Genomic DNA, 26929 nt, shown 5'->3' with positions numbered 1-26929 from the left:
TGGTATAACAGTAAGAAAACGAAAAAGAGGGGAAAAGACGATGATTCGAGTAGGATATTTAGGACCAGAAGCAACATTTACAAATATGGCGGTGAGTCGTTTTTTTCCGGAAGCAGAGCATGTACCGTATCGAACGATTCCAGATTGTATAGATGCAGCTGCAAATGAAAATGTAGACTTCGCAGTTGTACCGTTAGAAAATGCAATAGAAGGTTCAGTGAATATAACGGTTGATTACCTTGTACATGAGCAGCCGCTTTCCATTGTAGGAGAAATTACAGTACCAATTCAGCAGCATTTACTTGTACATCCGCAGTATGCAGAAGTGTGGGAAGAAGTATATGCAGTGCATTCTCATCCGCATGCCATTGCACAGTGCCATAAATTTTTAAATGAAGAATTAAAAGGAGTAACTGTTCGAGATATGACATCTACAAGTGCTGCTGCACAATATGTGAAAGAACATCCTGAAGAGAAAATTGCCGCTATTGCAAATGAAGCGGCTGCAGAAAAATACGGATTAACAATTGTGAGACGTAGTATTCATACGCATAAAAATAATCACACACGTTTCTTAGTACTCCATAAGAAAAAGAAAGCAGTACTCCCGAATAACGGAGAGAACTGCGGAGAGAAAACGACGCTTATGATAACGTTACCTGCAGATTATGCAGGTGCCCTATATCAAGTGTTATCAGCTTTCGCATGGAGAAAATTAAACTTATCAAAAATCGAATCGCGTCCGATGAAAACAGGTCTTGGAAATTACTTTTTCTTAATCGATGTCGATAAAGCATACGATGACGTATTATTGCCAGGCGTAACGATGGAACTTGAAGCACTCGGTTTTTCTGTTACTGTACTGGGGAGTTATTCTTCTTATTGGTTGTAAGATGTAGATGGAATATTTGTATTTGCCTAATCGTCCATATCATTTCATTGCCTAGTATATTTTTTGATAGATTAATAAAATCCCACCTGCAAAAGGTGGGATTCTTTATCCCGCTATTTGCCGGGCAGCCCGATTGGTGAGGGCTGATTAAAGTTTCACTTTATTTTAACTTCGCAAGACGATCTTCTAATTGACCACGCCAAATATCAGCTAGTTCTGGAACAGCAAGAATCTTCTCGATGCCATCTTTATCTTTTCTATTATGAAAATAAATTTCGTTAGAGAATAAAACAGAAACATTGCTTGATGGACGTTCTAGTAATGTAATTTTTGAATCTTTACGTACAGTACCTTCTTGAAGAACGCGGCATAGGTAGCCAGTAAATCCAGTTGCTACAATACGCGGCAGTATGCCAGGGATGCCAAGACGTTTTGAAATTGTGCTACAAGGTACGCGAGCTTGCGTTACTTGAATGATTGCTTCGCCTAGTTGATATGTATCTCCGATGCATACGTCATGCTCTAACATATTTGTTACGGTAATGTTTTCACCAAATGTGGAAGCGGGAAGCGTAGTTTGAAATTCCTCTTCCCATAGTGCGTAATGCTCGTGTGGGTACACACAAACAGCGCGATCAGGTCCGCCGTGATGTTTTAAATCCGCTACGTCATCACCACGAAATCCGTCTTTTGAGAGAAAGGCCTCTTCTGTAGGATCTTTACATATACCTGTTATCATTTCTTTATCTTCGCCATATTTCATTTGTTTCGGTTTGCCAATGCTAAAGTGAACGAGTTCAATTCCCATATTTGATCTCCTTTACGATTGATTACAATATTATAGCATTAAAAAAGCACAGAGAATGATAAAAACTCTGTGCTTTACATTAATAAACGAGAAATCCTGCTTTATCTAATGCCTCACAAGCAGCATCTAATTTTTCTTTAGAATCTGCCTCGATTGTATGTAAGTGAATACCATCTGTTAGTTGTGAAAGATAGGAAGCATTTGTGTTTTCGATTTTTTGTAAATATTGCTCTACATCAAAGCGATTGCTTACCATAATGGAGGCTGTTAAGTCACCGTATACAGGATGCTCAACTTTTACGTCTTTAATCGTAACGCCATGGTCAACAAGCATTGTAAGTTCCTGACGTACTTCTGCTGGTTTATGTTGGCATACGATTACGCGTTCAAAAGTTTGTTGCTTCTCTTGTGGCTTTAAATATAAATAACCTTGAGCGGTCGCAATAATTGGTTCGTTTCGTGCTTTAAGCAAGGAAATATCTTGCACGATAACTTGTCTACTTACGTTCGTCTTTTTCGATAGTTCATTCCCCGATAACGGTTCATTTGCAGCAAGAAGCCACTGGAGGATAAGTTGTCGTCTTTCTTCACCTAAAATCTTTTTTTGTTCATTTTGTTTCATTATGATTTAACACCTCTATAAAATTGATTTCCAATTGTGTGTAGTGCATGAATAGTAGTATCAATTTGATCTTTCGTTGTTTGTTGTCCGAAAGAGAAGCGGACATATTGTTTTGCCTCTTCATACGTTTTTCCAATTGCAAGCATAGTTTTCGAAGGTTCTTGTTTACCGACTTGGCAAGCACTTCCGGTGGAAATGGCGATACCATGGCGATTACATTCTAGCATAGTATATTGACCTTCTATTCCTTTTATTGTAACCCCAACAATATGTGGTAAACAAGAAGTAGAATGACCTTCTACTTCAATTTCTAGCGGAAGTGTTTGTATTTGCTCTAAAAAGTAGGATCGTAACTCTTTAAAACGTAAACTTTCTTCCCATTGAGTTTTTAATATATTTTCAGCAGCTGTTAAAAAAGATGCGATGCCGGGAACGTTCACTGTACCTGGGCGAAATCCTTTTTCGTGAGAAGTTCCTGGAAATACTTGTTCCCAGCGAGTTTGCGGATTTATGTAGCAAGCGCCGACACCTTTTGGTCCGTATATTTTATGTGCTGAAACAGAAAGACTATCAATCCCCATCTCAAAAACATGGATAGGCAGTTTACCAAACGTTTGCACACAATCCGTATGAAATAAAACATTATATTTTTTTAAAAGTGCCCCGATTTCTGTAATGTTTTGAACGGTTCCGATTTCAGAGTTTCCATGCTGTATACTTGCTAGCACAGTATCTTCCGTAATAGCTGCCTCTAAATCTACTAAACAAATGAGTCCATTTTTATCAACAGGAATTTCAGTGATCGTATAGCCTTTTGATTTTAGAGATTGAAAATAACTTCGAATGGATGCATGTTCCATAGGTGTCGTAATAATATGCTTCTTATTTCGGGCATTTAGAAGTGATTGAATCGCAAGATAGTTCGATTCCGATCCACCGCTTGTGAAAAATACTCCTTGTTCTTTGCCTCCAATCATTTCCGCAAATGTTTTTCGGCAAACTTGTAATAAAGAAGAAGCCGTTCCTCCAATATCATGTAAACTTTGTTCATTTCCGAAGTATTGTGAAGCTGCTTTCATATATGTTTGTAACGCTTCCTCGCTCATAGGTGTAGTAGCTGCATAGTCAAGATATATCATCATGTAAGTTCCTCTCTCTAGTAAGAGTTACATTTCTTTTACTTTTTAAATGGTAGTGAAAATAAGAATTATAAAAAAACTCTTGTCATTATTTTAAAACTATGTAAATATAGGTGTCAAGACAGTTGGAAAGTGTAAAGTAGGAGGCAACAATTATGCCAAGCGCAGATGTCTTAATTATTGGAAGTGGCGTTGCGGCACTTCGTGTTGCAAAAGAGATTTGTCACGAAAAGAATGTGATTATTATCACAAAGGAGACGAAACGTAATAATAATACACATTTAGCTCAAGGTGGAATTGCCGCAGCGGTAGCTACATACGACAATCCTAATGATCATTTTGAAGATACGCTAGTAGCAGGGTGTCATTATAACAATGAAGAAGTGGTCCGTTATTTAGTCGAGGAAGGACCGAAAGAAATTAATAACCTTATTGAAAATGGAATGAAATTTGATGGAGATGAAACAGGTCCTCATCTTGGAAAAGAAGGAGCGCATCGAAAACGTCGTATTTTACATGCAGGTGGCGATGCAACAGGAAAGAATTTATTAGAGCATCTTATTCAAGAAGTAGCTCCATACGTTACGGTAGTGGAACAGGAAATGGTGCTCGATTTTATTATAGAAAAAGATAAATGTGTTGGGGCTTTAACTCGCAACAATAAAGGAGAATTGAAACGTTACAATGCAGATTATACGGTGTTAGCTTCAGGCGGTATTGGCGGTTTATACGCCTTTACTTCTAATGATGAGACGATTACAGGCGATGGACTTGCAATGGTGTACCGTGCAGGCGGAGAGCTTGTAGATTTAGAGTTTATACAATTTCATCCGACGATGTTATACGCGGGTGGGCGTTGTTCTGGTCTTGTGTCCGAAGCTGTTCGCGGAGAAGGAGCTGTCCTTGTAAATGGAAAAGGGCAGCGCTTTATGATGGATATACATTCCGAACAGGATTTAGCGCCTCGTGATGTAGTCGCAAGGGCTATTCATGAACAGCTACTTGCGGGTGAAAAAGTGTACTTAAACATCGAAATGATTCAAAACTTTGAACAACGCTTTCCGACCGTGTCATCGATATGTAAAACAAATGGAGTCGATATAAATAAAAAACTTATTCCAGTCGTGCCTGGTACTCATTTTCACATGGGCGGCGTGAAAACGAACTGTGATGGAGAGACGTCTATTCCGAACTTATACGCAGTCGGTGAAGTAGCTTGTAACGGGGTTCATGGTGCAAATAGATTAGCGAGTAATTCATTATTAGAAGGTCTTGTGTTTGGAAAAAGAATCGGACGACACATTTTATCTAGAGAGACAAAAGAAAAGGTGAACATGCTAGCCGAAAAGGAAGCAAAGTTTATCGTTCTGAATCATTTACCGACGAAAGAAGAAATACAAAAATGCATGATGAAATATGTTGGGATTGTGCGAACAGAGCAAAGTTTATCTTATGCGAAGAGATGGCTTAGTAAGTATGGTGTTCGAAATATGATATTACAACATGATGTTCTTACGAATGAAGAGATAACGCTTATTAATATGTTAACGGTTTGTGAGCTTATAGTTGTGTCAGCCTTGCAAAGAGAAGAAAGTATTGGCGGGCATTACCGGAGTGATTATCCAGATAGAAATATAGGAAAGAAAGAGATTGTTCGAGTAAAGAGAAAACGACAACTTGTGTAATGAGGGGAAGAGGGGCTTTATGAACACGATAAAAGTTAAAGAAGCATTAAATCGATTTTTTTTAGAAGATATAGGGGAAAGAGATGTAACATCTCAGCTTATTTTTCCAGATAACTTGCTTTCGAAAGGAACGTTTCTTGCGAAGGATACAGGGGTCTTTGCAGGACGTTTAGTAATTGAATCAGGATTTAAATTAATTGATGAGAGAATTGAAGTAGAGCTTCATAAAAAAGATGGGGACCTTGTAGAAAAAGGCGAAATCATTGCAACTGTGCAAGGTCCAATTGCATCGTTATTAACAGCAGAGCGCGTTATATTAAATGTTATTCAGCGTATGAGCGGAATAGCGACGATGACGCGTAAAGCGGTTCTTGCTTTAGATAGCAGTCATACTCGCATTTGTGATACGCGAAAAACGATGCCAGGACTACGTATGTTTGATAAGCATGCAGTCGTGTGCGGCGGTGGATTTAATCATCGCTTCGGTTTATATGATGGTGTCATGATTAAAGACAATCATATTGCGTTTGCTGGTTCTATTACAAAAGCTGTTACATCAGTGAAAGAGAAGTTAGGACATATGGTGAAAGTAGAAGTAGAAACAGAAACTGAGGAACAGGTGAGAGAGGCTGTTGCTGCTGGTGCTGATATTATTATGTTCGATAATCGTACGCCAGATGAAATCCGGGAGTTTTCAAAAATTGTACCAAGTGCTATCGTTACAGAAGCTTCAGGGGGCATCACAATTGAAGATTTACCGAAATACGGAAAAACAGGGGTAGATTATATTTCACTTGGAGCGTTAACACATTCAGTGAAAGCACTTGATATTAGTTTCAATATTGAAGGATAAGGAAAGTGGCTTAGAGGGGAGAAACGTATATGAGTATTTTAGAACAAGTACAGCCAATTGAAACGATGTTACCAGAGCGTTATTACACGATGTCAACGGAAGATATGGAAAAGCGTGTTCGTGAAATTAAAGAGAAAATGGGGAAAATGTTATTCATTCCAGGGCATCATTATCAAAAAGATGAAGTGGTACAATTTTCAGATGCAGCAGGGGATTCACTTCAGCTTGCACAAGTTGCAGCGAGCAATAAAGACGCAAAATATATTGTGTTTTGCGGGGTGCACTTTATGGCGGAAACAGCAGATATGTTAACGACAGATGATCAAGTTGTCATCTTACCAGATATACGTGCAGGTTGTTCGATGGCGGATATGGCAGATATTGAACAAACAGAAAGAGCATGGAAAGAGCTCACGAAATTATTTGGAGATACGATGATTCCGTTAACATATGTGAACTCTACAGCTGCAATTAAAGCGTTTTGTGGTCGTAACGGAGGAGCAACAGTAACATCTTCTAATGCAAAGCAAATGGTATCTTGGGCGTTTACTCAAAAAGAACGTCTCGTCTTTTTACCAGACCAACATTTAGGGAGAAATACAGCGTACGATTTAGGTATCCCGTTAGATAAAATGGCAGTATGGGACCCACACACAGATTCATTAGAGTACGATGGGGATATAGAAGAAATTCAAGTAATTTTATGGAAAGGGCATTGTTCTGTTCATCAAAATTTTACAGTGAAGAACATTGAGAGCGTACGAAAAAATCATTCTGATATGAATATTATTGTACATCCAGAATGTTGCTATGAAGTTGTAGCTGCTTCAGATTATGCAGGCTCAACGAAATATATTATTGATATGATTGAATCAGCGCCATCTGGTAGCAAATGGGCGATTGGTACAGAAATGAATTTAGTGAACCGAATTATTCAGCAACATCCAGATAAAGAAATTGTTTCACTTAATCCATTTATGTGTCCGTGCTTAACGATGAACCGAATTGATCTGCCTCACTTATTATGGACACTTGAAACGATAGAAAGAGGAGAAGAAATTAACGTTATTAGCGTAGACAAACAAGTAACGGCAGAAGCGGTTCTTGCATTAAATCGTATGTTAGAGCGTGTGTAAAGCAACGGTATTCCTGTTGCTTTTTTTCATACATATAATCATAACGAGAACGAAATGGGCATACATTGTTTTGAAGAAATCATTGTGGTTCTTTATGCTTATTCCGCTTCGAATGATATTGAAAATCGAAGAAGTGATAAAAGTGAAAAGAAGTTAATGTTATTTAGAAAGAGTTACTTCATGAGATTTGTTACTTATAGATAAGTTATACAGGAGGGGGAAAATTTGAAAATTCATATCGTGCAAAAAGGGGATACCCTTTGGAAAATTGCGAAAAAGTACGGAGTGGATTTTGACACGTTGAAAAAAACAAATACACAACTTAGTAATCCAGATTTAATTATGCCAGGTATGAAAATTAAAGTGCCATCCAAGAGTGTTCACATGAAACAACAGGCTGGAGCAGGTTCAGCGCCTCCAAAGCAATACGTAAAAGAAGTGCAGCAAAAAGAATTTGCAGCAACACCAACTCCGCTTGGAATAGAAGATGAAGAAGAAGTTACGTATCAATCAGCACCAATTACACAGCAGCCAGCTATGCAACAAACACAAAAAGAAGTGCAAGTAAAACCGCAAAAGGAGATGCAGGTAAAGCCGCAAAAAGAAGTACAGGTGAAACCACAGAAGGAGATGCAGGTAAAGCCACAAAAAGAAGTACAGGTGAAACCGCAAAAAGAGGTGCAAAAAGAACAGCCAATTCAAAAAGAAAAACCAGTTGAAAAACCGTCTGTTATTCAAAAACCACCTGTGATAGAAAAACAAAAACCGGCGGAAAAAGAAAACACGAAGTTTTCGGTAAATGTATTACCGCAGCCGCCACAACCACCAATAAAACCGAAAAAAGAATATAAAATTTCAGATGTAATAAAAAAAGGAAGCGAGTTAATTGCTCCTCAAATTAGTAAAATGAAACCTAACAATATCATTTCTCCGCAAACGAAAAAAAACAATATAGTATCGCCGCAAGTGAAGAAAGAAAATGTAGGAAATATAGTATCGCCGCAAGTGAAGAAAGAAAATGTAGGAAATATAGTATCGCCACAAGTGAAGAAAGAAAATGTAGGAAATATAGTATCGCCGCAAGTGAAAAAAGAAAATGTAGGGAATATAGTGTCACCGCAAGTGAAAAAAGAAAATGTAGGGAATATAGTGTCACCGCAAGTGAAAAAAGAAAACGTAGGGAATATAGTATCGCCAAATGTATCGAAAGAAAATGTAGTTATTCCACAAGTCATACCGCCAAATATTCAAATGCCAAATATTCAAATGCCAATCATGGATAACAACCAACCACCGAATATAATGCCAATCATGGATAACAACCAGCCACCGAATATAATGCCAATCATGGATAACAGCCAGCCACCGAATATAATGCCAATTATGGATAACAACCAGCCACCGAATATAATGCCAATTATGGATAACAACCAGCCGCCGAATATAATGCCGATTATGGATAACAATCAAATGCCGAATATGATGCCGATCATGGATAACAATCAAATGCCGAATATGATGCCGATTATGGATAACAATCAAATGCCGAATATGATGCCGATTATGGATAACAATCAAATGCCGAATATGATGCCGATTATGGATAACAATCAAATGCCGAATATAATGCCGATTATGGATAACAATCAAATGCCGAATATGATGCCGATTATGGATAACAATCAACCACCCAATATGATGCCCTATCAAATGCCGTATCAACAGCCCATGATGCCGCCGAATCCGTATTATCAACAACCAAATCCATATCAAATGCCATATCAGCAAGGAGCGCCGTTCGGACCGCAATATACGTCTATGCCAAACCAGAATATGATGCCAATGGATAATAATATGCCGCCGCTTGTGCAGGGTGAGGAAGATTGTGGATGCGGAGGAGAAAGTAGACTATATAGTCCACAACCAGGCGGTCCGCAATATGCGAATCCTTTATATTACCAACCAACTCAGTCTGCATATGCACCACAGCCAGGAACGATGTATTATCAACCAGATCCACCGAATGTATTTGGAGAGCCCGTTTCAGAAGAAGAGGACGAAGAAGAAGTTTAAAAAGGCGGGAGTATTCCCGCCTTTTTTACATTCCTGTTAATTAAGAAAATGAAGTTTTTTTATGAAGTGCTAGAAAATTCCCAGTGAAATATTAACAGTGTAAAAACCTTCTCGGTTACTCATCATAAGAGGGAGCTTTTCAGTAGAGAAGCTCATTCTAACAGAGGGGGTTTTTGTATTGAATACGAAAGTAAAAGTGATTGCTGCTTCTTTGTTAGTTACCAGTGCATTAGCTGCATGTGGTACACCGAAAGATAACAATGCAATGGATGGACGTAACTACAATTACGAGCGTACATCTTATAATGATACACACCAGTATCGTGATAATGTGACACGTAATGATCGTTATACAGATTATGTAACATATAGAAATGGTCGTAACGATACAGGATACAATTATTATCGAGATGTAAATTACAATGGACAAATTGCTAATCCGCATCCAACTCGTAATATTACAATGAACAATTCATACATTAACAATGATGGTAAAACAGCTGAAAGAATAACAAATCGTGTGAAACGTATGAATAACGTAGACCGTGTGTCTACAGTTGTATATGGAAACGATGTAGCGATTGCGGTAAAACCACGTAACACAGTGACAAATGAAACGGCGATGGCTAACGAAATTCGTCAAGCTGTTGCAAATGAAGTTGGAAACAGAAACGTATATGTTTCTGTAAGAAATGATATGTTTACTCGTGTCGATGCAATGAGTACGCGTCTACGTAACGGTACAGTTACAAACGATTTTAATCGTGACATAGTGAATATGTTCCGAGACATTCGTTACGGTTTAACTGGTACAGTGCGATAACAAAACAAAAGAGGAAGGGATAGCCCTTCCTCTTTATTCATCGTTGTCTTGTAAGCGACGTTTTTTAATAAAATAACTAACGGAATAAGAAACTAAAAAGCATATGAAAAGAATACTACCTGTTGAAATAGCTTCAAATAGAGGTCTTTCTGGAATGAAAATAATATAAATAATAGCCGTAACGATTCCTACAATAAGGGAGTGGAAGACAAGTTTGTAATAAGGAGTTAACTGTATTTCCTTTTCGCCTTCTTCTACATCGATTGAAACACTTAACTGTAAATAAGCAAGTAAAATACTTGTAAACATAAATAATAGCCACAATGGAGATTTCGTAATTTGATCAATGCCTTCAGTGAATCCGATATAGCCTAAAATTCCAACTACGCCAATGTATTGAAAAAGAAAGACAATACGTATGTTTTTTAACATTTGAAGAATGAGGCGTTCATCCTTTATTTTTTTCATAATATTCATCCCCTGCTTATTATGATTTCGCTGTCACATTAATTGTAACATATATATTGCAATTATCAATTTATAATTTACATAAAATAATTTGGATGAAAGAGGAAATAAAATATTTTTATAAACATGTTGCACTTATACTTTATTAATGTTATATTAGCAAAGCGATGAGCTAATTTACGTAAGACGAGAGATATGCTTAAGTGCTAAACACGCGAATGTGGTCGCCTGGTCTCTCGCCGTAAACGCATCAAGACGCCTGCTTTGCAGGCGTCTTTCATTTTATATAAAAGTAAATGATACATGCAGATGAGGTAAACCCTTATCTGCATTTTTTATTTTTCGAAAGAAATGTAATATGGATAAAACCCCCATTTCCGGAAAAACTACTAATGAAAGTATGATCTTGCCTAAAAGAGGTGAACGGAAATGAAATGGATACTGATTGCGATGCAAGCTTTCGTTATGATGTTTTGTTTCGTTTATGGAACGAATGTGAAGGCGGAAGGGCCAGTACCAGAAGTAACGAAAAAAGAACCTGAGGTTACAATTTTATTAGAGCGTATGTATGTTGATGGCGAAGTAAGCGAAGAAATACTTACAGAAAAAGTGACGGATTTAGAAAAGTTTTTACAGCAGTATAAAGAATGGCAGCTCGTTGATCGTGATGATGTACAAATTGTATTGCAAAAGAAAGTTGATGATATTTCTCCGTTATTGAAAACGAGCGGGTATTTTGGTGTTTCAGAGGAAGGGATATTACAAATTTTCAAAGGTGTACCGAAAAGTGATAATGCGATCCATTCTTTCTTTCAAATTGATATGAAAAAGCTTGAGAGCTATGAACGTGCGAAATTGAAACGTGGCATTCGTATTAAATCAAAAGAAGGTTTTGTGAAGACGATTGAAAAAATGAAGCAATACGCAGTTCAAAGTAAGAAAAAAAGCAGCTCATGGTGAGCTGCTTTTTTTTCTTATTTGTTTTTAGCTAAAATTTCTTTTGCGATTTCATCAATTAGCATATCTTTTCCGATTGGATTGAATGCTTTCGTATTGAAGACTTCATTTGATACTTCATATACGTGATTATTTTTAACTGCTTTATTGTCTTTCCAAACGGCACTGTTTTTGTAGTCTTCGTAAACTTTATCAGCTTCGCCGCCGAAGTTTACAATAAACATTTGGTCAGGCTGGAATGCAACTAGACCTTCTAGTGATACTTGCGCCATCGTTTGTTTTAAATCCGTACCTTTTGTTGCTGGAAGTTTTAAGTCATTAAAGATGATGTCACCGTATCCGAAGCTACCGTATACACGGAAGTTTTGTGGTGTAACTGCAACGAACATAAAGTTCTCATCTTTTGTTTTCTCTTTAATTTTTTTAGATAAAGAGTCTGCTTTCTTATCGTAGTCTGCAATCCATTTGTCTGCTTTCTTCTCTTCGTCAAATAGCTTACCTACTTCTTTAAACTTACCACGCCAGTCTTCTAAGTTTGTTTCTAGAACAACTGTAGGTGCAACCTTTTCTAGTTGATCATAAATTTTTAATTGACGGTTGTTTAAAATAATTAAGTCTGGTTTTAAAGCAGTAACAGCTTCTAAATCAACTCTAGGTGCCCAGTACCAACCTACTGCTTTTACTCCATCTAACTTGTCTGTTAAGTGATTTTGGATTTTATCTTTATATGTATTTGCTGTACCAACAGGTTTGTGTCCAAGAAGTAATAGTTCTTCTGTTGATCCAGATAAGTCAACAATTCTCTTTGGATTTACTGGAATTGTAGCTTCACCTTTAGCATGTTTTACAACTTTTGTTTTCGGTTGTTCTTTTGCCTTCGATTCTTCTTTTTGAGAAGAACAGCCAACGATAGAAAGAACAACGAGCATAATAGTAAATAAAATAAATAGCTTACGTTTCATCCTGATGTAACCCCTTTAATTAGTATTGATAATCATTATCGACTCCTGTATATTAAGGTGCTTTAACCTTTCTGTCAATGGAAAATAACAGAAGTTTCAAGTGGAGAACATTTGTTGGGGCAGTCTCGCTTTTCTATCATTAAATATGTTAAAATGGAATACATGATTTAAGAGGGAGAGATCGTATTTTGTTTGAATATGTTACAGGTTACGTGGAGTATGTAGGGCCGGAATATGTCGTAATTGATCATACTGGAATTGGTTATCAAATTTTCACACCAAATCCGTATGTATTTCAAAGAAGTAAGCAAGAAATCCGTGTCTATACATATCATTATGTGAGAGAAGATATTATGGCACTTTACGGGTTTAAAACACGTGAAGAGCGTTTATTATTTACAAAGTTGTTAGGCGTGTCTGGCATTGGGCCAAAAGGAGCTCTTGCAATTTTAGCTTCTGGTCAAACAGGACAGGTCGTTCAAGCGATTGAGCATGAAGATGAGAAGTTTTTAGTGAAATTCCCAGGCGTCGGAAAGAAAACAGCACGCCAAATGATTTTAGATTTAAAAGGAAAACTAGCAGATGTCGTACCAGATGCATTTGTTGATTTATTCTCAGACACAGAACGTTTTGATGAGAAGAAAGGTTCATCAGCTGAGCTTGATGAGGCACTGGAAGCTCTCCGCGCACTTGGATACGCAGAACGCGAAGTTTCTCGTGTTGTACCAGAGTTATTAAAAGAATCATTAACGACGGATCAGTATATTAAAAAGGCACTTAGTCTTTTACTAAATGGTAAGAGGTGAGTATAATGGACGAACGTCTCCTTTCAGGGGAATCTGCATATGAAGATGCGGATTTAGAATATTCATTACGGCCACAGACGCTCCGTCAGTATATTGGCCAAGATAAAGCAAAACATAATTTAGAAGTATTTATTGAAGCGGCGAAAATGCGTGAAGAAACGTTAGATCACGTGCTTTTATATGGACCACCAGGTCTTGGTAAAACGACGCTTGCGAATATTATTGCCAATGAGATGGGCGTTAATGTTAGAACAACTTCAGGTCCCGCAATTGAAAGACCAGGAGATTTAGCTGCTGTATTAACAGCGCTTCAGCCAGGGGATGTATTATTTATTGATGAAATTCATCGTTTGCATAGATCAATTGAAGAAGTATTGTATCCTGCGATGGAAGACTTTTGCCTTGATATTGTAATTGGAAAAGGGCCTTCAGCACGTTCTGTACGCCTAGATTTACCGCCATTTACATTAGTTGGAGCAACAACACGTGCTGGAGCATTATCGGCACCGCTTCGTGACCGCTTCGGTGTACTTTCAAGGTTAGAGTACTACACAGTAGATCAGCTTTCTGCGATTGTTGAACGTACAGCAGAAGTATTTGAAGTTGAAATCGATTCGTTAGCTGCATTAGAAATTGCAAGACGTGCTCGTGGTACACCTCGTATTGCGAATCGTCTTTTAAGACGTGTACGTGATTTCGCGCAAGTTCGTGGTAACGGAACGGTTACGATGGAAATTACACAAATGGCATTAGAGCTACTGCAAGTAGATAAATTAGGTCTAGATCATATTGATCATAAATTACTGCTTGGTATTATTGAGAAATTCCGTGGCGGTCCAGTTGGATTAGAAACGGTTTCAGCAACAATTGGAGAAGAATCTCATACGATTGAAGATGTGTATGAGCCGTATTTATTACAAATTGGCTTTTTACAACGAACGCCAAGGGGCCGAATTGTAACGCCGCTTGCGTATGAACATTTCGGAATGGAGATACCAAAAGTATGACGGAGATGCCAAAGCTGCTTATTACAGCCGGGATCTTACTCATCGTTGTTGGATTAGCTTGGAAGTTCATTGGAAGGCTTCCAGGCGATATTTTTGTGAAAAAAGGAAACGTTACCTTTTATTTTCCTATCATTACATGTATTGTGTTAAGTATTGTATTATCTTTTATTATGTATATAATAAATCGATTTAAATAAGAAATAGGTGGATATAGCTATGGATATAAATCTGTTTGATTTTCATTTACCAGAAGAACTTATTGCACAAGTCCCGTTAGAAGATCGTGAAACATCAAGATTAATGGTGTTAGACCGTGAAACAGGTGATATTGAGCATAAACATTTTACGGATATTCTTTCTTACTTACATGAGGGGGATTGCTTAGTTTTAAATGAAACGAAAGTTATGCCTGCTCGTTTGTACGGTGTGAAAGAAGATACAGGCGCGCACATTGAAGTACTTCTTTTAAAACAAGAAGAAGGTGATAAGTGGGAAACGCTTGTAAAGCCAGCGAAACGTGTAAAAGAAGGAACTGTTATCTCTTTTGGCGAAGGGAAATTAAAAGCAACTTGCACAGGAACTGCAGATCAAGGTGGACGCCAGCTTGAATTTTCATATGATGGCATCTTCTATGAAATTTTAGATGAACTTGGGGAAATGCCGCTTCCTCCATATATTAAAGAGACGCTGGAAGATCGCGATCGCTATCAAACAGTATATGCGAAAGAAATCGGTTCAGCAGCAGCGCCGACTGCGGGACTTCACTTTACAGAAGAGTTACTTGAGAAGTTAAAGCAAAAAGGCGTTCAGTTAGCATTCATTACACTTCACGTAGGACTTGGAACATTTAGACCAGTTTCTGCAGACACGATTGAAGAACACCATATGCACGCAGAATATTATCATATGTCTGAAGAGACAGCGGCATTATTAAATCGTGTGAAAGAGAATGGTGGACGTATTATTACTGTAGGTACGACATCAACTCGTACGTTAGAAACAATTGCAACAGATCATGACGGTAAGCTCTGCGCCGCTTCTGGATGGACAGATATTTTCATGTATCCGGGATATGAATTTAAAGCAATTGATGGTTTAATTACAAACTTCCATTTACCGAAATCAACATTAATTATGCTTGTAAGTGCATTTGCAAATAGAGATAATGTACTTCATGCTTATAATGAAGCAGTAAAAGAAAAATATCGTTTCTTTAGCTTCGGTGATGCAATGTTCGTTGCATCTCACGCTAAAATGAGAAACAAATAAAAGGAGTAAGTTATGACAGCAATTCGTTATGAATTTATTAAGACATGTAAACAAACGGGTGCCCGTTTAGGTCGTGTGCATACGCCGCACGGTTCATTTGATACACCAACATTTATGCCAGTTGGTACACTTGCAACAGTTAAGACAATGTCACCAGAAGAATTAAAAGCAATGGATTCTGGCATTATTTTAAGTAATACGTATCATTTATGGCTACGTCCAGGTCATGAAATTATTCGTGAAGCAGGCGGCTTGCATAAATTTATGAACTGGGATCGTGCAATCTTAACAGACTCTGGTGGTTTCCAAGTATTCAGTTTAAGTGACTTCCGTCGTATTGAAGAGGAAGGCGTTCACTTCCGTAATCACTTAAATGGAGATAAATTATTCTTATCACCAGAAAAAGCGATGGAAATCCAAAATGCATTAGGTTCAGATATTATGATGGCATTTGATGAGTGTCCACCATTCCCGGCTACTTTTGAATATATGAAGAAATCTGTAGAGCGTACGAGCCGCTGGGCAGAACGTTGCTTAAAAGCGCATGAACGTCCGCAAGATCAAGGTTTATTCGGTATTGTACAGGGCGGGGAATACGAAGAGCTTCGTCGTCAAAGTGCGAAAGACCTTGTTTCAATGGACTTCCCTGGTTACGCTGTAGGTGGTTTATCTGTTGGTGAACCGAAAGATATTATGAACCGTGTTCTTGAGTTTACAACACCACTTCTTCCAGATAATAAGCCTCGTTACTTAATGGGTGTAGGTTCTCCTGATTCGTTAATCGATGGCGCAATTCGTGGGATTGATATGTTTGACTGCGTACTTCCAACTCGTATCGCTCGAAATGGTACGTGTATGACAAGTGAAGGTCGCCTTGTTGTAAAAAATGCGAAATTCGCAAGAGACTTCGGTCCGCTTGATCCAAACTGTGATTGCTACACATGTAAAAACTACTCACGTGCGTACATTCGTCACTTAATGAAATGTGATGAAACGTTCGGAATTCGTTTAACGTCTTATCACAACCTTCATTTTCTGTTAAACTTAATGGAGCAGGTGAGACAAGCTATTCGTGAAGACCGTCTTGGCGATTTCCGCGAAGAGTTCTTTGAACAGTATGGCTTTAATAAACCGAATGCTAAAAACTTCTAATACATAATTTAAAAGGAGGAACAAAAGATGAATGCAGGTATGATGAATATCGTTATGATCGTTGCGATGTTTGCGATTTTCTATTTCTTATTAATTCGCCCGCAACAAAAACGTCAAAAAGCAGTTGCTCAAATGCAAAGTGAGTTAGCAAAAGGTGATGCTATCGTAACAATCGGTGGTTTACACGGTACAATCGAATCAGTAGATGAGACAAAAATCGTTATTAAATCTGGTGGTTCACACTTAACTTTCGATCGCAATGCGATTCGTGAAGTTGTGAAAAACTAATGTGGAAGGCCCTGCATGAAATGTGCAGGGCCTTTTTTAGTTACTTTGCTTTGACATATTTACACCGAAAATACCACCGAGTGTACTCGCCCCCATTAATGCTAATTGATATAGTAATTGTGAGTTCGATAAGGTTTGAGAAAAGCCTAAATAGTTAACTAGAAAGACGAGTATAGTGAACGTGAGCCCTGTTGTGAAACCTACTAGCCAACCTTTTCCTTGAGCCTTTTTGCCGGCAGTAAATCCAGACATAAGCATAGATAAAAGAGCGAGTATAAAAATAGTAACGGTTAATGTCCCTTCATTTATATTCGTAAACTTTAATAAAAGAGCCATAATCATACTAGTAATAGATGCGAGAATTAGTAGCGTAACAATACCGAAGCCAATTGCAGTTGATAATTTTTTCGTTCCATCCATTTATGCATTCCCCCTTTTTAATACAAGCATATTTTCCTTTTGCTCAAGTTAGACTAGTTTCTTTTTTATAGGGGAGTCTATACGTAAAAAAGGAGATGTAGAAATGGAATGGATATCGGTAATTGGACGGACAATGCTTTTGTATATCATCATCTTAATTATTTTTCGTCTTATGGGTAAACGTGAGATAGGAGAGCTAAGTGTATTAGATTTAGTCGTATTTATTATGCTTGGAGAAATGGCTGTAGTAGCAATTGAAAATACCGATAAATCACTTTGGCATCAATTAGTTCCGATGACTTTTCTTATGTGCATACAAATCATTTTGTCAGTCATTTCATTAAAGTTTCAACGATTTCGGCATTTAATAGAAGGTGAACCAGCAATTATTATTAATGCGGGAAAGATTGATGAAAAAAAGATGAGAAACCAACGATATAATATTGATGATTTAATGATGCAATTAAGGGAACAAGGAGTTGGCGATATTCGGGATGTAGAATATGCTATTTTGGAACCGTCTGGGAAGTTATCTGTCTTTCAAAAACAAAAAAATAAACAAGATACATTGCAGTTTACGCTTCCTCTTATTATTGATGGAGAAATTCAATCTAGTCATTTACAAATGATTGAGCATACAGATGAATGGCTTATTGAGAAATTAAAAAACTTAGGTTATAACGATATAACACAAATTTTATACTGTAGTTTTCAAAATGGACAATTTTTTGTTGATGTAAAAGAAAATTAGAGACTTATCCTTTGGAAGAGTAAGGATGATTAGTATAACTAATAATCAGTGGAGATTACCCCACTGATTAAAGTTTCACCTTATTTCAAAAATGAAAGCTTACGAATGATAGGGAGACGACTTAACTCTTCTTTTCGAATGAGTTTGAAAGTGAAGAGAAGTACGATATAAACAATTGTTGTTAAAGTGATTTCCCATAATGTTTGTATGCCAAGGGAATGAGAGAAAATAATATATTTATGAAGATAAAAACCGAAGGCGCCTGCGATACCGATGGCAAGTCCGCCGAAAATATAGTCTTTTGCGTAAATGGTAAATGTAATCTTTTTTAAAACAGTAGCGTAGTGAAGAAATGTTACTGTTACAATATTTGCAGCAATAGCAAGTGCAACCCCCATCATTTGAAACTCTGGCCTTGATGCTAGTACAAAAATAACGATTAATTTCACGATGGCACCAATAAATGTATTCATCATTGCGGCTCTTGCTAAGTTTAAAGCTTGCAAAACAGAGGTGAGTGGACTTTGGAAATAATGAAATAAAAAGCAAGGCGCAAGAAGTTGAATGAATGCTGTTGCGCTGTCTGATCCATACATAAGAGTTAAAACAGGAGAAGCGAATACGTATAATATAACGACAGACCATCCGCCGGTAATTAATGAAATTCGAAGTGCTTGTTGTAAACGGTGCTCTACTAATTTATGTTGTCTTTTTGCCATTGCTTCACTAATAGAAGGAACGAGCGCTGTAGAGAGAGCGTATGTAATAAAGGCGGGTAGTGATAGGAGCGGGAATGCATAACCGTTTAATATACCGTATTGCTGGGTTGCAACAGAAGCAGCGACACCAGCGATTGCTAAGCTTTGCATAACGACAATAGGTTCAAAAAAATATGAAACGGAGCCGATTAAACGACTTCCTGTAGTTGGAAGGGCAATATCCATCAGAGAATAAAATGTCCCTTTGCTTTCCTTTACAGTAGTGAAAAATCCAGAGCGTATTGATAAATGTTTTTCTCGCTGAAATAACGTGAGTAAAAATAATAAGGATGCAACTTCACCGAGAACAGCTGATAACATAGCGCCGGCTGCAGCATATTCTATGCCGTAAGGTAAAAATAATTGAATGCATATAGCGATAATGGTAATGCGGACGACTTGTTCTAGAACTTGCGCATAAGCGCTAGGTTTCATGTTTTGTTTCCCCTGAAAGTAACCACGCAAAACAGAAGAAACAGCAATAACAGGAACAACGGGCAAAATGGCCATTAATGGATAGTAGGTTCTTTCGTCGGTTAATAATGTTTTTGCTAAAATAGGTGTGAGGAACATAATTCCGATTGTTAAAATGATACTAATAACGGATGTAACAGCTAGTGATATGGTTAATATTTTTTTAACTCTTTGTTTATCGTTCACAGCTTCCGCTTCTGCTACAAATTTTGCAATTGCGACAGGAAGACCAATTTGTGTCAATGTAATTGCTAAAATGAATGTAGGAACGGCCATCATATAAAGACCAACGCCTTCTTCTCCTAAAATACGTGCCATTACTATGCGGTTGATAAAGCCGAGTATTTTTGTAATAAAGCCGGCTATCATTAAAATAAATGCGCCTTTTAAAAAGCTTTGTCTCGTCATGTTCTTCTCCTACCTTCTCAAAATCAATGGAATGATTTACAATAATTTATATGCACGTACGAGACAAGAATGACAAGCATTTAAGAGAGTGAAGTATGATAGTGCTCTTGAAAGTAGTTATTGCTGTCCATTAGAGCGGGATTAAAGCGACTTTTTCGTGCTGAAATAAGAAGGAGATGTTTATAGATGTTAGATAGAGAGGCTTTGGTAGAATCATACCGCGGACAGTTACAAGTCGTTTTAGAAAGTAAAGTAGAAGAGTTTCAAATGTTCGGTTACGACCGAGTGACAGATGATGACATTTGGAAGTTTCTTAAAGTGAAAAAGTGGAAGAAGATAGACAGCGATGTTAGATTGTATGAATTAGTTAATGACGTATTAACAGTAACAGCTAATGAATATATGACATATTTAACTGTTGAAGCTTACCAAGCGCCACTTTGGTCATTTGATGAGTACGAAAATAAATAACCGACTGCAATTGGTTTGTTCTTCCTTTTGCAGTATAATGATATGTATTGATAAAGAGGAAATAATTATGTCTAAGATTATATATAAAGGAGGTAGTGAAGAGGAAAATAAATGATGGAAGTGTAGGTAGTGTAAAAGCTTACCTATAGAGCTAGTGATGAACTAGCAAAAATTATAGAAAGGAAGTCTACTAACTAGGCGTATGCACACGTATAGCAGTGAATCGTAAGAGATTTATTGAAAGTGTTAGTAGCAGAAAGAGGGTACATATGGCAAAGCGTGGTACGAGAATTGCCGCCTTTTTCCTCATCGTCTTATTAATCGGTGGAGTAATTGGTGCGGCAGGAAAAGACATAGCAAAAGGAATTAGTCTAGGACTAGACCTTCGCGGTGGTTTTGAAATTCTGTATGAAGTAAAACCAGCCAAAAAAGGTGATAAAATCGATCGAGATGTACTTGTAAGTACAGTAGGTGCTCTTGAAAATCGTGTCAATGTTCTCGGTGTAAGTGAGCCGAACATTCAAATCGAAGGGCAAGATCGAATTCGTGTACAGCTTGCTGGTGTACAAGATCAGCAAAAAGCACGTGAAATGTTATCAACACAAGCGAAATTAACATTCCGTGATGTGGACGATAACCTTCTTATGGATGGAACGGATTTAAAAGGCGGCGGAGCGAAGCAAACATTTGATGAGCAAGGCCGTGCGAGCGTAGGTCTTACACTAAAAAGCGCTGAAAAATTCCGTGAAGTAACTGAAAAAATTTCTAAAATGCCACCACCAACGAATTTAATGGTAATTTGGCTTGACTTTGAAGAAGGAAAAGATTCGTATAAAGCAGAATCTGCAAAACCGAATCCGAAATTCTTATCAGCAGCAACAGTAAACCAAGTATTTAACCAAGCTGAAGTATCTATCGTAGGTGGAAACTTCACAGTTGAAAGTGCGAAACAACTTTCATCTTTATTAAATGCAGGTGCACTTCCTGTTGATTTAAAAGAAATGTATTCAACATCTGTTGGAGCGAAATTTGGTCAACAAGCGTTAGAGCAAACGATTTTCGCTAGTGCGATTGGTATCGCTCTTATTTTCTTATTTATGCTTGTATTCTACCGTTTACCAGGACTTGTAGCGGTTATTATGTTAGGTTTATACATTTTCGTTACATTACTTGTCTTTAACTGGATGCATGCAGTTCTTACGTTGCCAGGTATTGCAGCGTTAGTGCTCGGAGTAGGTATCGCAGTTGATGCGAATATTATTACGTACGAGAGACTGAAAGAAGAGCTGAAAATCGGTAAGTCAATGATGTCGGCATTCCGTGCTGGTAACCATCGTTCATTAGCAACAATTCTAGATGCAAACGTTACGACTCTTGCAGCAGCTGGTGTGTTATTCGTTTATGGTAATAGCTCTGTAAAAGGATTTGCAACAAGTTTAATCGTAAGTATTTTAGTTGGTTTTATTACGAACGTATTCGGTACTCGTTTCTTACTAGGTCTACTTGTAAAGAGCCGTTACTTTGATAAAAAACCAGGATATTTTGGTGTGAAACAAAAGGATATTATTCCATTAACAAAAGGTGTAGTACATCCGCCAACGAGATTTGATCGTATTAATTTCGTAAATATCGGTCATAAATTCCTTATTTTCTCGATTGTAGTTGTAATTGCAGGAGCAATTATCTTACCAATTTTCAAATTGAACCTTGGTATTGACTTTGCGAGTGGTACACGTATCGACTTGCAATCAAAACAAGCCGTTACTGTGTCTGATGTTCATAAAGATTTTAAAGAATTGAACATTGATGTGAAGGAAGAAAATATTGTACCGACTGGAGATGACAATAAAGGTTTCGCAGTTCGTACATTAGGTGTTTTATCAAAAGATGAAATTGCGAAAACAAAAACATTCTTCCACGATAAATATGGTACAGATCCAAACGTAAGTACAGTTTCACCGACAATCGGTAAAGAAATTGCACGAAATGCATTTATCGCAGTACTGATTGCTTCTGCGGTTATCATTTTATACGTAAGTATTCGTTTCCGCTTTACGTATGCGTTATCTGCAGTACTTGCATTATTACATGACGCATTCGTTATGATTGTTATGTTTAGTATTTTCCAACTAGAGGTAGACTTAACGTTTATTGCTGCAGTACTAACAATCATCGGTTATTCTATTAATGACTCGATTGTTACATTTGATAGAAACCGTGAATTATACAAACAGAAAAAACGAGTGCGCGATATAAAAGATCTAGAAGAAATCGTAAATGCAAGTATTCGCCAAACGCTTGGTCGCTCGATTAACACCGTATTAACAGTGTTATTCCCAGTAATTGCACTGCTTATCTTCGGTAGTGAGTCACTACGTAACTTCTCGTTTGCGTTACTTGTTGGATTAATTGTAGGTACGTACTCTTCTGTTTTCGTTGCCTCTCAAATTTGGTTAATGCTTGAAAACCGTCGTTTGAAAAAGGGAAAAAACAAGAAGAAGGTTGAGAAAGTAGAATCTGAACCGCAAGTATAGAAAAGATGATGTCTCTTTATGAGGCATCTCTTTTTTCGTTTGTGGATACAATAAGATAGCAACTTTTTAACAGAAAGAAGATGGAAGAAAGTGGTGGTGCTATCGCTGTTTTTGTTAAAATAAAAAGATAGGTTAAGAAAAGAAGGGATTTTAATTATGGAAAAAGATGAACGTTTTAAACAGGCCGAGTTTGGTGCTATTGTCGGGATCGTTGGTAATATTATATTAGCGATTGTAAAGGCGGTAATTGGTTATATTGGGAACAGTAAAGCGCTATTAGCGGATGCCGTGCATTCTGCATCAGATGTAATAGGTTCGCTAGCTGTACTTTTTGGATTGCGAGCGGCAAAGCAGCCACCTGATGAGGATCATCCGTATGGTCATGGTAAAGCGGAATCGATTTCAGCGATTATTGTTGCGGTATTATTATTTATTGTGGGACTTGAAATCGCGATTTCGTCTATAAAAGCTTTTTCGCAAGAACTAGAACCGCCGAAAGGAATTACGATATTTGCTGTTGTTCTTTCAATCGTCGTGAAAGAAGGAATGTTTCAATATAAATTCCGATTAGGGAAAAGAGTAAACAGTGATGCAATTATTGCAAATGCATATGAGCACCGTTCGGATGTATTTTCTTCAATTGCAGCTTTAATCGGTATTTGTGCAGCTATAATAGGTGGTAAGCTTGGTATAGACTGGCTTGTATACGCTGATCCAATTGCGGGATTAGTTGTTTCACTTCTTGTTGTAAAAATGGCATGGAGCATTGGAGCGGAAGCAATTCATGCAACGCTTGACCATGTTCTTCATGAGGAGGATGTTATTCCGCTTAGAGAAGCAGTTCTTCAAGTAGATGGTGTGAAAAAAATTGGTTCTTTATATGCACGGGAGCATGGTCATTATGTTATTGTCGATATTAAAGTGTCCGTAGATCCATACATTACTGTAGAGGAAGGACACCGTATTGGAAAACATGTGAAAGAAATACTTATGAAACAAGATAATGTACAAAATGTATTCGTACATATAAATCCGTATTCTCCAAATTAAACATCATTAACATTTTAGTATATAGATATTGCATCGTAGTTTGCATTATATTGTCACCCCTTAATCTGTCTTGTATAATGAACAGGTTAAGGGGTGATTTCGTGTTACAACCGAAGACGCGTTGGAAAGAAAAAGAATATAATGACGAGCGAGTGAGTGAATTAGCAAGTAAATTACAGTTATCGCCACTTGTCGTTTCGTTATTCCTCGGTAGAGGACTCGATACAGAAGATAAGATTTTAGATTTTTTAAATACAGAAAATCAAGAATTTCATGATCCATTTTTATTAGAAGGAATGGATAGAACGGTAGAACGTGTAAATAAGGCGATTCAAAATGGAGAGCAAATATTAATATTTGGTGATTACGATGCGGACGGAGTAAGTAGTACGACAGTTTTATATCTTGCTCTTCAAGAATTAGGTGCAGAAGTAGAATTTTACATTCCAAATCGTTTTACAGAAGGGTATGGACCGAACGAAGAAGCATTTCGTTGGGCGCATAGCGCAGGGTTCTCGCTAATTATTACTGTCGATACTGGTATTGCAGCGGTACATGAAGCGAATGTAGCGAAAGAGCTTGGAATAGATCTAATTATTACAGATCACCATGAGCCACCGCCAGAATTGCCAGAAGCACTTGCGATTATACATCCGAAATTAGATGGCGGTGTATATCCGTTTCACTATTTAGCTGGTGTAGGTGTTGCGTTTAAAGTTGCGCATGCACTATTAGGCCGTGTACCAGAACATTTATTAGAGATCGCAGTAATTGGTACAGTAGCCGATTTAGTATCACTTCATGGTGAAAATAGGTTGCTAGTGAAACGCGGTTTAAAACATATGCGTATGACGAGAAATATTGGTTTGAAGGCATTGTTTAAAGTTGCTAACGTTTCGCAAAGTGAAATTACCGAAGAGAGTATTGGTTTCTCAATTGCACCTCGTATTAATGCGGTTGGGCGTTTAGAAGATGCTGCGCCGGCTGTACACCTTTTATTATCAGATGATCCAGAGGAAGCGAAAGAGCTAGCTGAAGAAATTGATGAGCTGAACAAACTGCGAAAAGATATTGTAAAGCAAATTACAGAAGAGGCTATCGCTGAAGTGGAAAATAACTTCCCACCAGAAGAAAATAAAGTATTAGTACTTGCGAAAGAAGGCTGGAACCCAGGGGTAATTGGAATTGTTGCTTCGAAATTAGTTGAACGTTTTTATCGTCCGACGATTGTATTAAGCATTGATCCTATAAAAGAAACAGCAAAAGGCTCAGCACGTAGTATTGCAGGATTTGATTTGTTTGCAAATTTATCAGATTGTAGAGAGTTATTACCACACTTCGGAGGGCATCCGATGGCAGCGGGAATGACGCTACATATGAATGATGTAGATGAATTACGTCGCCGCTTAAATGAACAAGCAGATGCAATTTTAACAGAAGAAGATTTTATTCCAATTACAGCAGTTGATGTTTTTTGTAAAGTAGAGGATGTAACGCTAGCGGCAATTGAAGATATGCAAAAACTAGCCCCGTTTGGTGTTGGAAATCCGAAACCACGTATTGCAGTAAAAGATGCAGAGTTAGAAAGCATTCGCGCAATCGGATCAGATGGCTCTCATTTAAAAATGGCTCTTCGTGATGGACAAGCAACACTGGATACAATTGGATTTGGCTTTGGTGCATATGCGAAAGAAATCTCTCCAGTTGCAAAAGTATCTGTAATAGGAGAAGCGTCTATTAATGAATGGAATAACTTTAAGAAGCCACAACTAATGGTACAAGATATTGCTGTAGAGGCGTGGCAATTATTTGATTGGCGTAGTATGCGTAATGCAGAAGCAAATTTAGCAGAACTTCCGAAAGAAAAAATAACAATGGTGTATTTTTCTGAAGAGGTATTGAATAAATTTTCTTTAGAGAGCTATAAAGAAAAGCTCATGCATGCTTCAGAAGTAACGCATTTAGATGATCAATATATCGTGTTACTTGATTTACCAAAAGGAACAGATGAATTACGTGAGCTATTTAAGGTAGGATTCCCAGCGCGAATTTATACGCTATTTTATCAAGAGAATAACCACTTATTTAGTACAGTTCCGACGAGAGAACACTTTAAATGGTACTATTCTTTCTTAAGCCAAAAAACACCATTTTCTTTAAGACAATATGGAGAACAACTATGTCGTCATAAAGGTTGGTCAAAAGATACAGTAAATTTCATGACACAGGTGTTTTTTGAGTTAGAATTTGTTACAATAAAAGATGGCGTCATTTTTATGGCAGACAAAAAACAAAAGCGTGATTTAATTGAATCGAACACATATCGTGAGAAAATGAACCACTTACAATTAGAAAAAGAATTGGTTTATAGCACATATCAGCAACTATATACATGGTTTGAAACGATTCGTAATCATAAAGAAGTAGAACAGTTAGGGTAAAGGATTTGTATTTACAAACCTTTTAGATCTGAGGAGGATTCAGAAATATGGATTTCAAGCAACATATCGCAATTGTACCGGATTATCCGAAAGAAGGTATTGTGTTTAAAGACATTACACCTTTAATGAATGACGGTAAAGCATACAAAGCAGCAACAGACGCAATCGTTGAGTACGCAAAAGAAAGAGATATCGATGTTGTAGTAGGACCAGAAGCTCGTGGTTTCATTATCGGTTGCCCAGTTTCTTATGCGTTAGAAGTAGGATTTGCGCCAGTTCGTAAATTAGGAAAATTACCACGTGAAGTAATTACAGTTGACTACGGTAAAGAATATGGTAAAGACGTTTTAACAATCCATAAAGATGCAATTAAGCCAGGTCAACGCGTATTAATTACAGATGATCTATTAGCTACAGGTGGAACAATCGAAGCGACAATTAAGTTAGTTGAAGAGCTAGGCGGAGTTGTAGCAGGAATTGCATTCTTAGTAGAACTTACTTACTTAGATGGTCGTAAAATGTTAGATGGTTACGATGTATTAGTATTAGAAAAATACTAATCACTATATAGGTAAAACTACGGTGATAAAAAGTACCCGTGAATCTCTTGGAGAGGAGCGGGTACTTTTGTATAATTGAACAAAAAATTATGGTGAAATGTCAGTAAAATCTTTTCCTTTTC

25 protein-coding genes and 1 pseudogene are annotated in these 26929 nt (G+C 37.4%); 19 read left to right on the top strand and 7 right to left on the bottom strand.

Annotated elements, in window-relative coordinates; translation table 11 throughout:
- Positions 1–40 precede the first annotated feature (40 nt).
- Positions 41–892 carry a prephenate dehydratase gene (gene pheA / locus ACTFN4_RS04605; RefSeq protein WP_000621704.1) on the top strand — a complete coding sequence of 284 codons (852 nt, stop codon included), beginning with the start codon at positions 41–43 and terminating at the stop codon, positions 890–892.
- A gap of 160 nt (positions 893–1052) precedes the next feature.
- Here pheA and ACTFN4_RS04600 read toward each other — a convergent pair whose 3' ends face one another.
- From ACTFN4_RS04600 to ACTFN4_RS04590, 3 genes are all read right to left on the bottom strand, one after another.
- Positions 1053–1700 carry an MOSC domain-containing protein gene (locus tag ACTFN4_RS04600; protein ID WP_000510666.1) on the bottom strand — a complete coding sequence of 216 codons (648 nt, stop codon included), beginning with the start codon at positions 1698–1700 and terminating at the stop codon, positions 1053–1055.
- Positions 1701–1779: 79 nt separating this feature from the next.
- Complete coding sequence (locus ACTFN4_RS04595; protein WP_000812275.1) at positions 1780–2322, bottom strand: transcription repressor NadR; 543 nt, start codon at positions 2320–2322, stop codon at positions 1780–1782.
- Positions 2322–3464 (bottom strand): IscS subfamily cysteine desulfurase, encoded by a 1143-nt coding sequence (locus tag ACTFN4_RS04590; protein ID WP_000973777.1) that lies wholly within the window; start codon positions 3462–3464, stop codon positions 2322–2324. The genes ACTFN4_RS04595 and ACTFN4_RS04590 overlap by 1 nt, the downstream gene beginning before the upstream one ends.
- A gap of 152 nt (positions 3465–3616) precedes the next feature.
- Between ACTFN4_RS04590 and nadB the strand changes: the two genes are divergently transcribed.
- The 5 genes and pseudogenes from nadB to ACTFN4_RS04565 all read left to right on the top strand — a co-directional run bounded on the left by nadB (position 3617) and on the right by ACTFN4_RS04565 (position 10031).
- The gene (gene nadB, locus ACTFN4_RS04585) at positions 3617–5146 is read left to right on the top strand and encodes an L-aspartate oxidase (RefSeq protein ID WP_001138533.1); all 1530 of its coding nucleotides are present in this window, start codon (positions 3617–3619) and stop codon (positions 5144–5146) included.
- Between the two features lie 19 nt (positions 5147–5165).
- The gene (gene nadC, locus ACTFN4_RS04580) at positions 5166–5999 is read left to right on the top strand and encodes a carboxylating nicotinate-nucleotide diphosphorylase (protein WP_001092227.1); all 834 of its coding nucleotides are present in this window, start codon (positions 5166–5168) and stop codon (positions 5997–5999) included.
- A 29-nt stretch (positions 6000–6028) separates the two neighbouring features.
- Complete coding sequence (nadA, locus tag ACTFN4_RS04575; RefSeq protein WP_079004406.1) at positions 6029–7135, top strand: quinolinate synthase NadA; 1107 nt, start codon at positions 6029–6031, stop codon at positions 7133–7135.
- 225 nt (positions 7136–7360) lie between these two features.
- A pseudogene (gene safA, locus ACTFN4_RS04570) lies at positions 7361–7517 on the top strand (SafA/ExsA family spore coat assembly protein); the annotation flags it as partial.
- 1869 nt (positions 7518–9386) lie between these two features.
- Positions 9387–10031 (top strand): YhcN/YlaJ family sporulation lipoprotein, encoded by a 645-nt coding sequence (locus tag ACTFN4_RS04565; RefSeq protein ID WP_001093536.1) that lies wholly within the window; start codon positions 9387–9389, stop codon positions 10029–10031.
- Between the two features lie 33 nt (positions 10032–10064).
- Here ACTFN4_RS04565 and ACTFN4_RS04560 read toward each other — a convergent pair whose 3' ends face one another.
- On the bottom strand, positions 10065–10499 hold the full coding sequence (locus ACTFN4_RS04560; RefSeq protein ID WP_134207599.1) for a branched-chain amino acid ABC transporter substrate-binding protein: 435 nt from the start codon (positions 10497–10499) through the stop codon (positions 10065–10067).
- A gap of 429 nt (positions 10500–10928) precedes the next feature.
- Between ACTFN4_RS04560 and ACTFN4_RS04555 the strand changes: the two genes are divergently transcribed.
- Complete coding sequence (locus ACTFN4_RS04555; protein ID WP_000871192.1) at positions 10929–11459, top strand: BofC C-terminal domain-containing protein; 531 nt, start codon at positions 10929–10931, stop codon at positions 11457–11459.
- A 14-nt stretch (positions 11460–11473) separates the two neighbouring features.
- On the opposite strand, the gene ACTFN4_RS04550 is transcribed toward ACTFN4_RS04555, so the two are convergent.
- Complete coding sequence (locus ACTFN4_RS04550; protein ID WP_439962099.1) at positions 11474–12418, bottom strand: iron-hydroxamate ABC transporter substrate-binding protein; 945 nt, start codon at positions 12416–12418, stop codon at positions 11474–11476.
- A gap of 188 nt (positions 12419–12606) precedes the next feature.
- Here ACTFN4_RS04550 and ruvA point away from each other — a divergent pair, with 188 nt between their 5' ends.
- The 6 genes from ruvA to yajC are packed head-to-tail and all read left to right on the top strand — an operon-like array spanning position 12607 to position 16940.
- Positions 12607–13224 (top strand): Holliday junction DNA helicase RuvA, encoded by a 618-nt coding sequence (ruvA, locus tag ACTFN4_RS04545; RefSeq protein WP_439962098.1) that lies wholly within the window; start codon positions 12607–12609, stop codon positions 13222–13224.
- 5 nt (positions 13225–13229) lie between these two features.
- Positions 13230–14231 carry a Holliday junction branch migration DNA helicase RuvB gene (gene ruvB, locus ACTFN4_RS04540; protein WP_000344449.1) on the top strand — a complete coding sequence of 334 codons (1002 nt, stop codon included), beginning with the start codon at positions 13230–13232 and terminating at the stop codon, positions 14229–14231.
- Positions 14228–14428 carry a DUF2905 domain-containing protein gene (locus ACTFN4_RS04535; protein WP_000138162.1) on the top strand — a complete coding sequence of 67 codons (201 nt, stop codon included), beginning with the start codon at positions 14228–14230 and terminating at the stop codon, positions 14426–14428. Before ruvB ends, ACTFN4_RS04535 begins: the two co-directional genes overlap by 4 nt.
- 19 nt (positions 14429–14447) lie before the next feature.
- On the top strand, positions 14448–15500 hold the full coding sequence (gene queA, locus ACTFN4_RS04530) for a tRNA preQ1(34) S-adenosylmethionine ribosyltransferase-isomerase QueA (protein ID WP_439962097.1): 1053 nt from the start codon (positions 14448–14450) through the stop codon (positions 15498–15500).
- Between the two features lie 12 nt (positions 15501–15512).
- On the top strand, positions 15513–16652 hold the full coding sequence (gene tgt, locus ACTFN4_RS04525; RefSeq protein WP_000125365.1) for a tRNA guanosine(34) transglycosylase Tgt: 1140 nt from the start codon (positions 15513–15515) through the stop codon (positions 16650–16652).
- 27 nt (positions 16653–16679) lie between these two features.
- Positions 16680–16940, top strand: coding sequence for a preprotein translocase subunit YajC (gene yajC / locus ACTFN4_RS04520; protein ID WP_000991115.1), 261 nt, complete (start codon positions 16680–16682; stop codon positions 16938–16940).
- Between the two features lie 36 nt (positions 16941–16976).
- Here the strand turns inward: yajC and ACTFN4_RS04515 are convergent, their stop codons facing one another.
- Positions 16977–17360 carry a TIGR04086 family membrane protein gene (locus tag ACTFN4_RS04515; protein ID WP_000349148.1) on the bottom strand — a complete coding sequence of 128 codons (384 nt, stop codon included), beginning with the start codon at positions 17358–17360 and terminating at the stop codon, positions 16977–16979.
- Positions 17361–17463: 103 nt separating this feature from the next.
- Between ACTFN4_RS04515 and ACTFN4_RS04510 the strand changes: the two genes are divergently transcribed.
- The gene (locus tag ACTFN4_RS04510) at positions 17464–18111 is read left to right on the top strand and encodes a DUF421 domain-containing protein (RefSeq protein ID WP_000454838.1); all 648 of its coding nucleotides are present in this window, start codon (positions 17464–17466) and stop codon (positions 18109–18111) included.
- Positions 18112–18191: 80 nt separating this feature from the next.
- Here the strand turns inward: ACTFN4_RS04510 and spoVB are convergent, their stop codons facing one another.
- Complete coding sequence (spoVB, locus tag ACTFN4_RS04505; RefSeq protein ID WP_259591324.1) at positions 18192–19751, bottom strand: stage V sporulation protein B; 1560 nt, start codon at positions 19749–19751, stop codon at positions 18192–18194.
- A 186-nt stretch (positions 19752–19937) separates the two neighbouring features.
- Between spoVB and ACTFN4_RS04500 the strand changes: the two genes are divergently transcribed.
- From ACTFN4_RS04500 to ACTFN4_RS04480, 5 genes are all read left to right on the top strand, one after another.
- A complete protein-coding gene (locus tag ACTFN4_RS04500; protein ID WP_000886980.1) occupies positions 19938–20222 on the top strand; it encodes a post-transcriptional regulator in 285 nt (94 codons plus the stop codon).
- Positions 20223–20491: 269 nt separating this feature from the next.
- Positions 20492–22756, top strand: coding sequence for a protein translocase subunit SecDF (secDF, locus tag ACTFN4_RS04495; protein ID WP_001119066.1), 2265 nt, complete (start codon positions 20492–20494; stop codon positions 22754–22756).
- Positions 22757–22912: 156 nt separating this feature from the next.
- Positions 22913–23806, top strand: coding sequence for a cation diffusion facilitator family transporter (locus tag ACTFN4_RS04490; protein WP_000409743.1), 894 nt, complete (start codon positions 22913–22915; stop codon positions 23804–23806).
- Between the two features lie 101 nt (positions 23807–23907).
- On the top strand, positions 23908–26247 hold the full coding sequence (recJ, locus tag ACTFN4_RS04485; RefSeq protein WP_000941229.1) for a single-stranded-DNA-specific exonuclease RecJ: 2340 nt from the start codon (positions 23908–23910) through the stop codon (positions 26245–26247).
- Between the two features lie 47 nt (positions 26248–26294).
- Complete coding sequence (locus tag ACTFN4_RS04480) at positions 26295–26807, top strand: adenine phosphoribosyltransferase (RefSeq protein ID WP_000346215.1); 513 nt, start codon at positions 26295–26297, stop codon at positions 26805–26807.
- Positions 26808–26929: the final 122 nt, after the last annotated feature.

The sequence above is a fragment of the Bacillus cereus group sp. MYBK95-2 genome (genome assembly GCF_051915225.1).
In the GTDB taxonomy this organism is placed as follows: domain Bacteria; phylum Bacillota; class Bacilli; order Bacillales; family Bacillaceae_G; genus Bacillus_A; species Bacillus_A cereus.
The sequence above is the reverse complement of the archived record's forward strand: the minus strand, read 5'-3'. Positions and strand labels throughout refer to the sequence as shown.